The sequence below is a fragment of the Psychromonas ingrahamii 37 genome (assembly GCF_000015285.1).
In the GTDB taxonomy this organism is placed as follows: Bacteria; Pseudomonadota; Gammaproteobacteria; order Enterobacterales; family Psychromonadaceae; genus Psychromonas; species Psychromonas ingrahamii.
The window spans coordinates 610,884-625,178 of record NC_008709.1; the positions used below are offsets into that span (position 1 = coordinate 610,884).

9 protein-coding genes are annotated in these 14,295 nt (G+C 41.8%); 4 read left to right on the forward strand and 5 right to left on the reverse strand.

Features of this window, described 5'->3' with window-relative positions:
- Window positions 1-4 precede the first annotated feature (4 nt).
- Together PING_RS02525 and PING_RS19330 are read right to left on the reverse strand one after the other, a co-directional pair.
- Window positions 5-1,225 carry an EAL domain-containing response regulator gene (locus tag PING_RS02525; RefSeq protein WP_011768898.1) on the reverse strand — a complete coding sequence of 407 codons (1,221 nt, stop codon included), beginning with the start codon at window positions 1,223-1,225 and terminating at the stop codon, window positions 5-7.
- Window positions 1,226-1,274: 49 nt separating this feature from the next.
- Window positions 1,275-5,042 carry a CHASE domain-containing protein gene (locus PING_RS19330; protein ID WP_011768899.1) on the reverse strand — a complete coding sequence of 1,256 codons (3,768 nt, stop codon included), beginning with the start codon at window positions 5,040-5,042 and terminating at the stop codon, window positions 1,275-1,277.
- A gap of 1,098 nt (window positions 5,043-6,140) precedes the next feature.
- Here PING_RS19330 and PING_RS02535 point away from each other — a divergent pair.
- From PING_RS02535 to PING_RS02545, 3 genes are all read left to right on the forward strand, one after another.
- The gene (locus PING_RS02535; protein ID WP_011768900.1) at window positions 6,141-6,389 is read left to right on the forward strand and encodes a DUF3297 family protein; all 249 of its coding nucleotides are present in this window, start codon (window positions 6,141-6,143) and stop codon (window positions 6,387-6,389) included.
- Between the two features lie 1,154 nt (window positions 6,390-7,543).
- Window positions 7,544-7,777: a hypothetical protein gene (locus PING_RS02540; RefSeq protein WP_011768901.1), complete on the forward strand. Its 234-nt coding sequence runs from the start codon at window positions 7,544-7,546 to the stop codon at window positions 7,775-7,777.
- Between the two features lie 122 nt (window positions 7,778-7,899).
- Entirely contained in the window at window positions 7,900-8,499 is a 600-nt protein-coding gene (locus PING_RS02545; RefSeq protein ID WP_011768902.1) for a flavodoxin family protein, read from the forward strand.
- 54 nt (window positions 8,500-8,553) lie between these two features.
- Here the strand turns inward: PING_RS02545 and PING_RS02550 are convergent, their stop codons facing one another.
- The 3 genes from PING_RS02550 to nagB all read right to left on the reverse strand — a co-directional run bounded on the left by PING_RS02550 (window position 8,554) and on the right by nagB (window position 12,173).
- On the reverse strand, window positions 8,554-9,780 hold the full coding sequence (locus tag PING_RS02550) for an ROK family protein (RefSeq protein WP_011768903.1): 1,227 nt from the start codon (window positions 9,778-9,780) through the stop codon (window positions 8,554-8,556).
- A gap of 234 nt (window positions 9,781-10,014) precedes the next feature.
- Complete coding sequence (gene nagA, locus PING_RS02555; RefSeq protein ID WP_011768904.1) at window positions 10,015-11,148, reverse strand: N-acetylglucosamine-6-phosphate deacetylase; 1,134 nt, start codon at window positions 11,146-11,148, stop codon at window positions 10,015-10,017.
- A gap of 224 nt (window positions 11,149-11,372) precedes the next feature.
- Entirely contained in the window at window positions 11,373-12,173 is an 801-nt protein-coding gene (nagB, locus tag PING_RS02560) for a glucosamine-6-phosphate deaminase (protein WP_011768905.1), read from the reverse strand.
- Window positions 12,174-12,622: 449 nt separating this feature from the next.
- Between nagB and nagE the strand changes: the two genes are divergently transcribed.
- Entirely contained in the window at window positions 12,623-14,080 is a 1,458-nt protein-coding gene (gene nagE, locus PING_RS02565; RefSeq protein ID WP_011768906.1) for an N-acetylglucosamine-specific PTS transporter subunit IIBC, read from the forward strand.
- The last annotated feature ends 215 nt before the right edge of the window (window positions 14,081-14,295 follow it).

A 14,295-nucleotide genomic window follows, 5' to 3' on the forward strand; every position in this document is an offset into this window, starting at 1 on the left:
AAAACTAATCATATGGTGTAATGAGATTTACCCTGTTCGCTTCCCATTTTATGATCCAATCGTGAATTTCATCTGCTGGCATGGGTTTCGCGATGTAGTAACCTTGGGCGAGGTCGCAGCCTGAGCTACGTATAAAATCCCAGTCAGCTTGATCCTCTACACCTTCCGCCACTGATTTCATGCCGAGTTGTTGAGCCAAACTCAGGCTTGCGTTATAAATACTGCATAATTTTTCGTTGCTGGCGGCACCATGGACAAAGCCTTGATCGACTTTAAGCTCATTAAAGGGCAAGTCTAGCAACTGCATCAGCGATGAATGCCCGGTGCCAAAGTCGTCAATCGATAAGTGGAAACGTTTTAGGCGCAAACGGGTGAGGACTTCCATTGGCGTAGTTAAACTCTTAATTAACCGGCTTTCAGTTACTTCCAATACTATGTCGTCCGGTATGATACCTGCAGTGGCGGCAGCCGTCGTGACGTAATCTGTAAACTCCAGTGAATCAAGATTTTCCATGGAAAGGTTAACAGCTACTCGCAGACTCAAGCCCGCATCTAGCCAAATTTTGGTTTGAGAGAATGCGTCACTGATGACCTCTCGTGTCAGGTCGTTAATCAGTCCATTATCTTCAGCCACACCAATAAATTGATCTGGAAAAACCAGTCCATCTTGGGGGTGACGCCAGCGCACTAGGGTCTCGACGCCCATTACCTTGCCGTTGGCCACATCTACTTTGGGCTGGTAGTAATTCACTAGTTGGTGATTGACTATGGCTGCACGCACATCGTCGGCACCATAAATTTTCTTCACGGCCGGTGGATTTACATAGCTGGGGGGCTCCCAGCTATCGATGAGGATCGACAAATCTTTTGGATTAATGGGTTTTTGCAAGGAGCCAAGCAGCGGTATGTTGTGCGCCCTCACCAGTCTTTCTACGGATTGCAACATACGAGCATCTTCGCCACTCACCAGAATAATACTGCCGGAATAAGATTTTCCAGCCAAGTGTCGTACGACCTCTATGCCGTCCATTTCTGGCATATTGAGATCGAGCAGGATTAAATTCGTTTGACTACTCGCACTATCTAACGATGCTAAGGCCTTTTTCCCGTTGTCATAAATTGTCGGCTGATTAAATCCCAAGCTAATCAACATATGTTCAAGCAGTTTGAGCATAAAGGGCTGATCATCGATGATCAAAATGTTGAGGGACGATTTACTAACCATAATTACTTCCTTTTTATATTTTTATATTATTATATTTAATTTCAGTTGCTTATAGCTTATCTAAATATTTTTTAACGGTGGCCATTTCCACCTCAAAACGAAGCTTTAATACTGTTAGGGCCTCAAGCTGATTGGCTTTAGCCGCCAGCTCTATTTCTTCACACAATTCGCCCAAAACCATTGCGCCTACAGCGCGGGATGATGATTTTAGTTTGTGCGCCGCAGCCTGGGCTTGCACTACCTCGCCGTTGGCACAGGCGGTTGTTAACTCTGTGGCAATCATTGTTGCGCTATCATTAAAATGCTGCAGAAAGTCTTTGATTATCTCAGGGTCATCGCCTACCAGCGCTGTAAGTACACTTACATCCACTGGTTTTGCTGCAGCAAGCGGCAGCCATTTCTCTAAGATGACCATCAGACTTTCTAATGGCACTGGCTTGCTAATATAATCATCCATACCAACATCGAGACAGTGTTGTGCTTCGCCTTTCAGCGCGTTAGCGGTGATCGCTATGATTGGGAGATGACGGTGGTCATTTTCTTCGGCGCGGATGGCGGCGGTCAGTTCATAGCCATCCATCTTGGGCATGTGCAAATCAGTTAACAGCAGGGCATAATCGCCGCTGTGCGAATGGGCCAATGCTTCAATGCCATTACTGGTAATATCAGCTGCAAAGCCAAGTAAGGCAAGCTGCTGCACAATCACCTTCTGGTTGATTTGGTTATCATCTGCTACCAGAATCAATCTGCCTTGCGCTAGCGCGTCGCTACGCAAAGGTGCCACGAATGATTGCTCACCTTTGCCTACATGCAGCCTTTCTACTTCCGGCTCCGCCAGCCCTGCAGCAATGGCGACCGCTTGCAGCACGGTCTGCCGCATCAGGACATTACCATCCACAACAACGCTTAAATCGATATCTTGCCAACGCGGGCATCGACGTTTACCGCGCCCGATAATGACAAAACGAATAGCCTGTTCTGGTTGGGCACTTGCGATGAGGCGGAGTTCCTCCGAGGATGGAGGGTTATTGCTGGCGTCAACCAGCCATACCGACAGTCCAGATGTCGTCGTAACGGCCTGCTTCTGTGCTACCGCCAAGCTGGGGGACTGATTGACCACTGCACCAGCGGCGCTCAGATAGGCAGCCAGATGATCAGCCAGCCCCTCTGAGTCACCTATCACTAAGCAGGAAAGCCCAGTGAATAGATCGGGAGTTATCCCTGTCCACGCCTCTGGTTGGGGTTGTTCTAGATCTATGTCAGTTATGGCCTCCAGAGGCAAGTGCACGCTGAAAATAGAGCCTTTATTCAGTGTGCTCTGCACGGTAATTTCACCACCCATCAATTGCACTAAATTACGGGCGATAGTGATTCCTAATCCCGTACCACCGAAGCGTCGAGTCGTCGTGACATCGGCTTGGTAAAATGGCATAAATAATTTTGATAGGGCGGACTCATTCATGCCGATACCGTTATCAATCACGCGGATCTCCAACATGGTCGGGTCTGTCATCAAGGCCTGTACCGAAACGCGGCCGGGGCGATCTGACCCGCTGGAAAACTTGATGGCATTATTGGTCAGATTAACTACAATCTGGCGCAGACGATTGGCGTCTCCTAGGGTGATGTCAGGAATCGCGGGATCAGTGAACAGCGTCAGTTCTACCTTTTTCTTCTCAGCCAAATGAGCCAGCATAAAGCAAGCCTTCTCTACTACTTCGGCTACGGCCATGGGTGCATACTCAATGTCCAGTTTGCCAGCTTCAATTTTAGAGAAATCGAGAATATCTTCGATGATTGACAGCAATGAAAACGCAGAATCACGGATGGTATCAACCATGTCGACCTGGAAACCCTTGAGGCTGCTTTGTTGCAGCACATCCACCATACCAATCACGCCGTTCATGGGGGTTCTGATTTCGTGGCTCATGGCCGCGAGGAACTGTGACTTGGCAAGGTTAGCCTTTTCCGCCTCGGTCTTGGCGGAAATTAGCGCCTGCTTGGCTCGTTTTTGTTCGGTTATATCACGGACAACACTAGCGAAAAGTTTCTTTTCGCCCAGAAGTACTTTACTCACTCCCAATTCCATTGGGAAAATACTACCATTCTTGCGTTTCCCCTCAATTATGCGGTCAATACCAACTATTTTTGCCTCACCAGTGATATTGAAATGCTCAATATAACCGTCATGCTGACTACGATAAGATTCAGGCATCAGCATTGTGATGTTATGCCCAATCACTTCAGTCGCACTATAGCCAAAAATGTGTTCGGCCGCTGGATTGATGCTCTCTACAATGCCATATTCATTGATGGTGATGATGCCGTCCACTACCGTGTTGAGAATAGCTTCTATCAGGGCTGCACTATCCTGTAGTTGTTCTGTAGCAAACTTCTGTTTGGTGATATCCTGATGCGTTCCACACATCAAGAGTGGTTTGCCATCGGCAGTCCATGTCGTTACCTTTCCCCGGGCTAACACCCAAACCCAGCCTCCCTTTTTATGTCGCATCCGTGTTTCGTATTCGTAATAATCTAACTCGCCTGATAAATGTTTTTGTAAACGTTTTATCGATAGCTCCTTGTCTTCTGGGTGAATAAATTTAAGCCACGTTTCAAAAGAAGTAGGCCCAAGCTCGCTTAGTTCATAACCAAGGACTCTGGGCCAATGGTCATTAAAGAAGGCTTCACCTGTCTGAATATTCCATTGCCAAGTGCCGGAATTTGTTGCATCAATGATGTCACTTAAGCGTTGTCGCTCGATGCTCAATTCTTTATTTATATAGCGTGCCGTATTAATAGCACGTTCTCGTCCCGACACGAGGAACCAAATCAATACAGTGAAAAAGACGCTTAGGATTATCCCAATACTTGCAACTAAATTTGGACTAACAGCCCTAATACGTGAAGTCATTGAATCTAAAGGGCGGATCTGAACAGTCCATGGATGGTCGGCAATATGTAAGATACGAGTAGCCTCAAACTCGTTAGTCGTCGCAACATTAACGGCACTAGAATCATACAGTAACGCTTCATTCGACATAGTTTCACCATCGAATATCTGAATGTCCATATCGTTAGCCCGTTCACCAAAGAGCCCTTCCATAAGATCATTCATCCGAAAAGGTGAATATACCCAGCCAAGGATATGCGCTTGCCGTTCTGCTAGGGTGTCGTTGTTAGTACCATTCTGATAGATAGGTACATACATCAAAAATCCAGCTTGGTCTTGCTTGCCAGTCTCCTGTACCAGCTTTATTTTTCCAGACAGCTGAGGCAGACCAGTATCAATGGCTTTTTGCATGGCGGCATGTCGCACTGACTCACTGAACATATCATAGCCGAATGCACGCAGATTACGATCAACCAATGGCTCTAGGTAGATGATAGCGGTGGAAATATCACCCTGCCCCTTAGGCCAAATAGTGTATTCAGGGAACCCTTCGCTACGAATGGATGCAACGTGCTGAGTTATTGTTGATGGTATAATTAGGGAGAATCCTACACCTTGTATGCCAGGATAGTTCTTAGTTAAATTGAGCGTCGCAATATATTTTTTGAATTCCTCACGTTCGATATTGTTTGAGGCGATGAATAAACCACTCGCACCGTACAACACCTGCTGATAAATATGCATGCGATTATTGATAAGGCTGATTGCCTCGCGTACACGAAAATCAAAATAGGTCTGCGTGTTTTTTTTGAGTTCAATCTTGGCGGTATTGAATGCCACATAGGTCATGAAAAACGTGATCAACAGCGTTAACAACGGCATTGCCGCAGCTAAATTAAAGTGAAAGTATTTAGTGATTTTCATTACAGTTTTATCATTTATGAGTGGGGCCTCACTTACAATAAGGCAAAAGTATTAGTGATATCAGTATCGACAACAGCATAAAGAATTTAATTTTATGATTTTTGAACCATGTAGGGGTGATTACATGACAAAAGTGGAGCTATATTAGGTGTTCAACTATCTTCGTAGCTAGGGACCATTAAGTAAAAATGAATACTTTTTCTGTATCAATCAGTTAATTTCAAATCACCTCATAGTGATTCTAGCCGATGTGAAAAACTTGTTTATTTTCAGTTGGGTAGGTGTCTAACTATATTGCAAATACAGCAGGCTTGCGTAGAAACCTGTAGCTGAGAAGGCTTGGTTATTCCTTTCACCTAAATTACCGTCCACTCGAGCCACTGCACTGAAGATCCGATCTATTGATAAATGATGCTGCTTGTGGATTAAACTGGTCAGATGCAACGGATATATTACATCTTCCTGTTAATTTTTCAAAGTTTAGTTTCTTTCTGGGGTATTCGTTGATACATCTGAAACGGTATTAAGTTTTGCTTGTGAATATATTGGTGAGCATGTTCGCTTGGGCAAATATTGTGTCAATAATCGTTTCATTTTAATAGTGGTCAGGGCTTGTAAGAGGGTTTTATTTTACGCTTTAAATGCTTACCTGTTTTTAGTCATTCACTTGGATTTTTGCCGTTTGAAAGCAGATTAAATTATACAAGCGTAAGGCGGTCTATCATTCTTGTTGGATTGGCCTCTGGTTTTTTACTGCCGCAGAGCTGATTTATTCAACAAGGCATTAAGCCTGATTCCGTATAGTGGCGTGAATATGGCGCTAACTTATTAACGCACTGCTGTTGTTACAGTAGTCGTTATCTGTAATGCCAAGGTTACAGCAGTAACCCATGGAATTCGTGAAATCTGAAGACGTTTTACACACTGTTTAATAGTGATTCTCAACGCGTGGTATTTTTAGAAACATTTGAGTGCTCAGAAAAGCAGAGGACTTGCCACTATCCCGGCACAGGGCTTAACATTTATGACTGCAGCTATTGAGCGTTATGCCTATATTGTCTACAATAGCCCACTTTTTATTTACTACAGGTCATAAACATGAACGACACTAAATCGCTACCAGCTTTACCTGATCGCCTTTCGGTTAATCCCCGTAGCCGACATCATGTGGAAGAAATTTGCGAGCATGGCATTGGTATTATGCTCAATGGCAAAGAGCGTTTTGATGTTGAGGAATATTGTATCAGTGAAGGTTGGGTAAAAATTCCGTCGCTCAAAGCGTTGGACCGTCGTGGACAACCACTTCTGATGACGCGAAAAGGAACGGTTGAAGCATTTTATCGTTAATACCTATCAATGAAAAACCGATAACTTGGTCAACGCGAATCCCCTTACTGAGTTAGCGTAATAGTTAAGTGGTTTTGAAATACGACTTACTATTATCGCCCAAAAAGGGCCTAGAGAAATTTAGGCCCTATCTGTTCTTTCATGACTCAGCTTATTTTTTCCGATCCGCTATTTCAGGCAATAGTATCTTTATTTAATCTAAATATATGTCTTCAATTTAGTTGGACTTTCTAATTATTTCTAGAGAGTTAAATACCATGCTTTATTAACTCAGGGTGACACAGTTTAGCTAAATGCTTAAAAAACTTAAGCTATACTTGAAAGAGGAGAAATCTTTGCGGAAACAAAAAAATTGATCTGCCAAATAAAATAAAAATTGCATGTGAGACTGATAAGTTGGACGCTACACTAAGATGGTGAAGCGACTATCGCTGAGCGACAAGAGTATCCACTCTGTATTGAATTATTTTCTAGCTTTACTCCGCAGACTTCTCAGCGCTGGGGCATAAAAAAAATTCAGCTAGGTTGGAAAGGGAAGTCTCTTAGGGGCTTGGAGTTTGCCACTCCCAATATAACTTTTCATGTTACTAGTGCCTTAGGACTTAAATACGAACATTCATTTTGATGATCAAGTGTGCGTGGTGCATTTTTGTGAAAATATTAAAGGAACTACCACAGAGGGCACAGAGGCGCTACGCGCTACACAGAGTAAAGACTAAAACAGAAGCTGGTTATTATTTTGTATTTTCCTTCTTTAACTCTGTTGATGAAGAAGAATCGAAACAACGTTTCGCAGTCTGATGAAGTGTGCGTGCGCTCTGTGGTGTATTTTCTGTAACAAACTTAAGTCCGAAGACACTAGCACTTATTCAATTTTGCGTCACAACGCTGTAGATCTTGTTCAGAAAGACTTCCTAGGTGGCACCTTGCAAGCGTTAGTTTGATTTATGTTTAATCTAATAAAGCAGCGTGGCACCAGATAATCCAACATTGGGTCTGTAGAATAACTTAACTTTTATAATTTTATGAAAAAATATTTTAGCGCATTTTTGTAAAAAACAATAAAATTTACAAAACATGTATTTGCCTGAAAATAAAAAAATTCTACAGCCTGCTTATAGGCTTTAGTTGATTCAAATTGATGAGGACTCATTATGAAACATTTCGATCTAGGTTCTATTTTAATTATTATGATTACCTTTGTTCTTTTTGTCGCGGCTTTGTTTTTTACTGGTTTTACGCATGATCTTTTGTTAGAGGCCGGTGTTTTTTTAGTCTCAGTGAAACTGATTATTATGGCTTACAAAAACAGTATAAGTAACGAGAAAATAGAGCTTGAATTGAAAGAAATTAAAGAGCTTATTGTGCAAAATAAAGATCGCATATAATAATCAGTTCAACAGAAAAAAATACATTTCGTTACTAACATTTTATCCAACAATACAGCGTAATTGATTACGATATACCTGCTGACAATACAGAAAAATTGCATCTTTGATGAGGAAGTTTCATGAATAAGATACTCGCAATTAATGGTTCATATAGAGATGACGGCATTACCGATCAAGCCGTTGCCGCTTTGGTAAAAGCCGTGGAGTCAGCAGGCGCAGAAGTCGAGGTTATTCTGCTAAGAGAATACCCCATTGAGTTCTGTCGTAATTGCCGAGAGTGTACTCAGCAGCCTGGTGAATCACCGGGCAACTGTGTGCAACATGACGGTATGGAAGAACTGATCAAAAAAATAGAACAAGCAGATGGTTATATCCTTGCCGCGCCCACTAATTTTGGCTCAGTCACGGCCATTTTTAAGCGCTTTATGGAGAGACTAATCGTTTATGCTTACTGGCCTTGGGATAAGAATTCACCTGAGTTTAGGAAGACAAATGCACAAAAGAAAAAAGCAATTTTGGTCTCCTCATGTGCAGCTCCCGGAATATTGGGGCGTTTGATCTATGGAACCCATAAGCAACTTAAAATGACTGCGCAAACGATAGGTGCGAAGACTGTTGGCACAGTATTCGTGGGCTTAATTGCAAAAGATTCTCAGCAGAAACTCGCAAATAATATCCACAGAAAAGTCCAAAAATTATCTGCAAAATTGCTTGAATAATGAAGGTAGCTGAGAGTTTCTAGCTTCTAGCTTCTAGCTTCTAGTTTCGGGCTTTTAGCCATGAATCTGTTGCAGTAAATCGCCCTCATAAATGGCTTGTTTGATCAAAGCAAAGGCGGCAAGTGTAGTATCTGGTTCTAATAGAGAGGTCTCTATTTGCACTTTATGCTGAAAGTTGGGTAATACCTGGTGAGCGATACATTGCTCAATGGTGGATAATAAACTTGTTTTTGCGCGGATGATCTTACCCGCAATAATGATTTTTTGCGGATTTAATAGATTAATTAAAATGGCGATGGCTTTACCTAAATAGGTTGCAGCATCTTCGACTATCTTTTGACACAAGGGATCATTATCTTCTGCTGCCTGATAAATTTTTTCAATGTTCAGGGAATCTAAGCTTAAGCGGGTAAAACTGCCCTGTTTGATAGCGATTGCCACTTTCTCAACAATAACCCGATCACTCACTTCTGTTTCTAAACACCCAAAGTTACCACAATGGCATTGCCGCCCCGCAGGATTTGCTTGTATATGGCCTATTTCACCAATATTAAAGTTCTGTCCTAATAACGCTTTACCCTCAATAATAATGCCCGAACCAACACCATGGTGAATGCTAATCAAAATCGAATCTAAACACTCTTTCGACGCACCAAAATAGTGTTCAGCCAGTGCTAATGAGCGCGTATGGTTACCAATAAAAGTAGGCAGCTGAAAATGCTGTTCAATTTTATTCGCCAAGGGAAAGTTAACTAACGGGTGGTAGGGGCTATAGAGCACAACGCCTTTTTTTGGATTGATTAAACCTGATAAAGAGATGGCAATAGCAGATATTTTTCCCATGTTTTTTTGTTGTTTTTTGATGAAATTGTCGATTTCGCTAATCAGAAATGCAAGCAGTTGCTGTTCATCTTCACTTTTTATCTTGATTTTTTTTGTAGTCAATTGTTCGGCCGCTAAGTTATAACAACTTAAAGATAATGTTTTCTGCCCTATTTTAATCGCAAGGACATGAATATTATCCGTATTAGGTGCCAGAGAAATAGCACAACGACCACCGGTTGAAGCTTGTCGTGCAGTCTCGCAAATAATGCCCTGTTGAAGAAGTTGACGGGTGATTTTGGTTACGCTGGCCGGTGCTAGTTTGCTTACATTGGCAATCTTAACGCGAGAAATAGGGGCGTATTTTTCAATTACTTTGTAAATTGTTGCACTGTTTAGTTGTTTAATATGATCAACGCTGGCAATGACGGAATCTGCTTGCTGATTATTTCGTACCATCGTTATTTACCGATCCTTAATATACTGGCAAACGAATTAAAAAGATGATCCGGTTGCCTGTTAAAATTAACCCTGACTGAGCTGCAAGTTTGAACACAGCATGCTGTTATTGGGTGGGTTATTAATTTGTTTGTTAGCACCATTTCTTCTATTTATAACATCCATCGGTTCAGGCATTAATTACCGGACCTGAGCCGCTCCGATGGGCACCATCTGTTGACTTTTAAATACTTTTTAAGATGCTTTATACACACCATTGAGCACTGTGCCGGTCACTTTATAATCGCTGCTGAAAATGGCTAAATTGGCAATATTGCCCGATTTTATACTGCCTATTTTATTTGCAATAGACATTGCCCTCGCAGGGTATAACGTTGCCATGCGAACCGCTTCTGCAAGTTCAATTCCAACAAACTTCACACTTTTTTCAATGGCTTCAATCATAGTCAAGGCTGAGCCACCCAGTGTACCATCGGCGGCAAAACATTTCCCATCTTTGTAATATACCGTAGTGCCGACAAAATCAAATTGTTCAATATCAGCCCCGGCAGGGGCGGTGGCATCCGTGACTAAAATAAGTTTTTCAGCCATTATTTTTTTCGAAATGCGGACATTTTCGTAAGCCACATGGAAACCATCCACAATAATACCGGCATAAATATTTTTATCATAAATCGCCCCAATAACCCCCGGTTCGCGACCTGTCATTGGGGTCATGGCATTAAATAGATGAGTTGCAAAGGTTGCACCGTTATCAATGGCCACTGCTGCCTGTGCGTAGGTGGCATTAGTATGGCCTATCGCAACAACAATCCCGGCTTTACTAAGCCGCTGGATCACCTCAACCGAGTTTTTTTCTGGTGCAATCGTGACCTTACTGACGATATCCGCATTTTGGCAAATAAGATCCAGCATAGAGATATCAGCTTTGCGGATATATTCGGAGCGATGAATCCCTTTTCTCTCGATACTTAAATAAGGCCCCTCTAAATGTAAGCCTAATACTTCGTTGGGCTTTTTATTTATATAATCCCGTGTCACTTTGAGTGCCGTTCTCATATCTTCATCCGACGATGTGATAAGCGTTGGCAGGTAGCTGGTACAGCCTGATTTAAGATTAGTAGATTGCATTATCGCAAGTGTTTTTTCTGTTATCTCATTATTAAACATAACACCACCACAACCGTTCAGTTGCAGATCGATAAACCCGGGCGAAAGGTTGGCACCAAGAAGATCAATTTTTTTGATCGTTGAACTGAGCTCTGCAATGGGTATCACACTGTCGATCTTGTTATTTTTTACGATCACAGCATGTTCCAGTAACACTGCGTCTGTTGTATAAATTTTACAATTTGTTAATGCGTACATTGTAAACTTCTCCATTTTATATAAGTGCTTCTGTTCAAATCGTGCCGGGAGATATTGCCGTTTTTTACTGTTTAATCCAACTTTTGAGCAGATGACAAAACAGTTAATCCAGTAAGCTATATGTTAAAAAGAAAGCTTTTTTATTTTACAATTGAAAATTGCTTATTAGAAGCTTTCCCCCATTAATTTTACTCGAATTAAATACCGGCTGTGATTAATGACGTTTATAAATAGCCAATATTGTCGCTTTCTAATTCAGAGAAGTACTTTAATGTTTTAACTTTCAGTTCCATTGTCGATGCTGCATCACAGGCAATGATCGTTTTTGGATGAAGTTGTAATGCAGTAACGGTCCAAAGGTGGTTTACATTACCTTGTATAGCGGCTTCAAGTGCCTGTGCTTTATGGTGACCAGTTACCAGAATTAATATTTCTGCGGCCTCTAATAAAGTGCCAACACCAATGGTCAATGCCAATTTAGGCACCTGGTTAATATCGTTGTTGAAAAAACGTGAGTTAGCTCTTCGTGTATTTGAGGCTAATGTTTTAACGCGTGTACGCGAAGCCAATGAGGATGCCGGTTCATTAAAGGCGATATGGCCATCTGCACCAACGCCACCGATAAATAAATTAATTTTTCCGTAAGACTTGATCTTTTTCTCATAACGTAGGCATTCGGCTTCCAGATCATCTGCAAGCCCGTTAAGTAGATGGGTATTTTCTATTTGGATATCAATCTGGCTGAAAAAATTCTGATGCATAAAGCGATAATAGCTTTGAGGATGTTCCTGTTCGAGACCAACATATTCATCCATATTAAAGGTAACGACATTTTCAAAACTTACTTCGCCTTTATTATAAAGTGCTATAAGACGTTTATAAGTTTCCAGTGGCGTGCCGCCGGTTGGTAAACCCAATACAAAAGGTCGTTCTTTGGTGGGTGAATATTTATTAATTGCATCGCTAATGTAGCGAGCAGACCAGAAGGCGACATCAGAGGTTGTTTCAAGAGGAATTAAACGCATTTTTTACTCCGTATATTAAGATTGCTTGTGTAGTTAATACGTAGCGTAAATTAAGTCGCGCTTTATTGCCATATAAATGCCTGAAAAAGATGCTTAACAGGTGATTTAGATCACAAACCTCGCCAAGTAAGTTTGCGCTGCGAAATAAGCAGGATAGAATCCAATAAAAGAAAAAAGGTCGCCGCAGCTGATTAAATTTGTGATCTTTTCTTTGGAAATTTGCTTTAAATGCCCGTGGTATTGAGCAGTTAAAGCGGTATTGAAAATATAAATACAGACCAGTCAGTTTTGCAGATTGCGACTGCTACATTAAATATTTTATAAAACACTTATACCAATTCCAATAATCAGTATAAATAAACAGAAAATTAATGGATTTGGTATTAAACAATCAAACATAAAAAACCTAACACTAAAATGATTAGTTCATAAAATAAAGGAGAGTTAATATGAATATTCTTGGTTATTTGCAAAAAGTAGGGCGCGCATTAATGGTGCCTGTTGCAGTGCTTCCTGCTGCGGCAATTTTAATGGGTCTGGGTTACTGGATCGATCCAAATGGCTGGGGGGGAGATTCAGCGTTAGCTGCATTCTTGATTAAAGCAGGGGCGGCGGTGATCGATAACATGTCTATGTTATTTGCCGTGGGTGTTGCTTACGGTCTGTCAAAAGATAAAGACGGTGCTGCAGCGCTGTCAGGTTTAGTCGGTTTTTTGGTTGTCACTACACTGCTTTCTCCTGCTGCGGTTGCACAAATTCAAGGTATTGCACTTGCAGATGTCCCTTTTGCATTCAATAAAATTAACAATCAGTTTGTGGGTATCTTAGTCGGCATTTTCTCAGCTGAACTTTATAATAAATTCTCAAATGTTGAACTGCATTCGGCATTAGCTTTCTTTTCCGGCCGTCGTTTAGTGCCCATAGTCGTCTCTGTGGTGATGATCTTTGTGTCATTCGTGCTGATGTTTATATGGCCCATTATCTTTTCCGGTCTACAAAATTTTGGTGAAACCATTTCAGGAATGGGTGAAATTGGTGCCGGTATTTACGGATTCTTTAACCGTTTACTAATTCCTGTTGGTCTCCACCATGCACTTAACTCTGTATTCTGGTTTGATGTTGCAGGTATTAATGATATTCCCAACTTTTTAGGTGGCCAGTCATCATTAGATGCAGGTACTGCCATTCTGGGTAAAACGGGGATGTATCAAGCTGGTTTCTTCCCTATTATGATGTTTGGCCTCCCCGGCGCGGCATTGGCTATCTATAAAGCTGCTAAACCTGAAAATAAAGCAAAAACAGCTTCGCTTATGCTGGCGGCTGCTTTAGCTTCTTTTTTTACGGGTGTCACAGAACCGCTGGAATTTTCCTTTATGTTCGCCGCACCCATTTTATATGTGATCCACGCATTATTAACTGGTTTTTCACTCTACATCGCGGCTTCAATGGAGTGGATGGCGGGCTTTGGTTTCTCAGCCGGTCTGGTGGATATGGTGCTTTCCTCACAAAATCCATTAGCTAAAAAATGGTATATGTTGTTGGTGCAGGGTGTTGCTTTCTTTGCTATCTACTACTTCGTTTTTCTGGCCTTAATTAAAGGCCTGAATCTTAAAACACCGGGCCGTGAAGATGACGAGGTGAATGCTTCAACCGCATCAGCATCTGAAGATTCAGGGGAATTAGCGGCGCAATATGTTATTGCATTGGGCGGACGTGATAACCTTGTGGTTATTGACGCCTGCATTACGCGCTTACGTTTAACGCTTAAAGATCGCAGTCTGATTTGTGAGGCGGATCTTAAAGCATTAGGTGCGATGGGAGTGGTTAAAATCGGCGATGATAACTTACAAGTTATTATTGGTCCGCAGGCAGAAAGTATCGCTGATCGTATCAAAGCGGTTAAATAAAGACTGGCTGTCACTGGGAGCTGTTTATTCTTCCGGAAGCTGTTTTTTCTCTCTGCAGGGCAGAGAGAGCGTTAATTCTATATAAGCTAAAATAAGCCCCTTGGGAGTATAAATAGCTCCGATTACCATCAAAAAGCACTCTTCGCAGTGCTTTTTTTCCGTTTGAATGTATTGTTGCTCTTTTGCTGCTTATTTCCCTTGAGGTTAGCCTTAGA

Excerpts from the sequence above, each read along its gene's own strand:
- PING_RS02535 (WP_011768900.1), top strand. The coding sequence starts at position 6,141 with ATGAACGACACTAAATCGCTACCAGCTTTACCTGATCGCCTTTCGGTT.
- PING_RS02550 (WP_011768903.1), bottom strand. The coding sequence starts at position 9,780 with ATGGTACGAAATAATCAGCAAGCAGATTCCGTCATTGCCAGCGTTGAT.
- nagE (WP_011768906.1), top strand. The coding sequence starts at position 12,623 with ATGAATATTCTTGGTTATTTGCAAAAAGTAGGGCGCGCATTAATGGTG.
- nagB (WP_011768905.1), bottom strand. The coding sequence starts at position 12,173 with ATGCGTTTAATTCCTCTTGAAACAACCTCTGATGTCGCCTTCTGGTCT.
- nagA (WP_011768904.1), bottom strand. The coding sequence starts at position 11,148 with ATGTACGCATTAACAAATTGTAAAATTTATACAACAGACGCAGTGTTA.
- PING_RS19330 (WP_011768899.1), bottom strand. The coding sequence starts at position 5,042 with ATGAAAATCACTAAATACTTTCACTTTAATTTAGCTGCGGCAATGCCG.
- PING_RS02540 (WP_011768901.1), top strand. The coding sequence starts at position 7,544 with ATGAAACATTTCGATCTAGGTTCTATTTTAATTATTATGATTACCTTT.
- PING_RS02525 (WP_011768898.1), bottom strand. The coding sequence starts at position 1,225 with ATGGTTAGTAAATCGTCCCTCAACATTTTGATCATCGATGATCAGCCC.
- PING_RS02545 (WP_011768902.1), top strand. The coding sequence starts at position 7,900 with ATGAATAAGATACTCGCAATTAATGGTTCATATAGAGATGACGGCATT.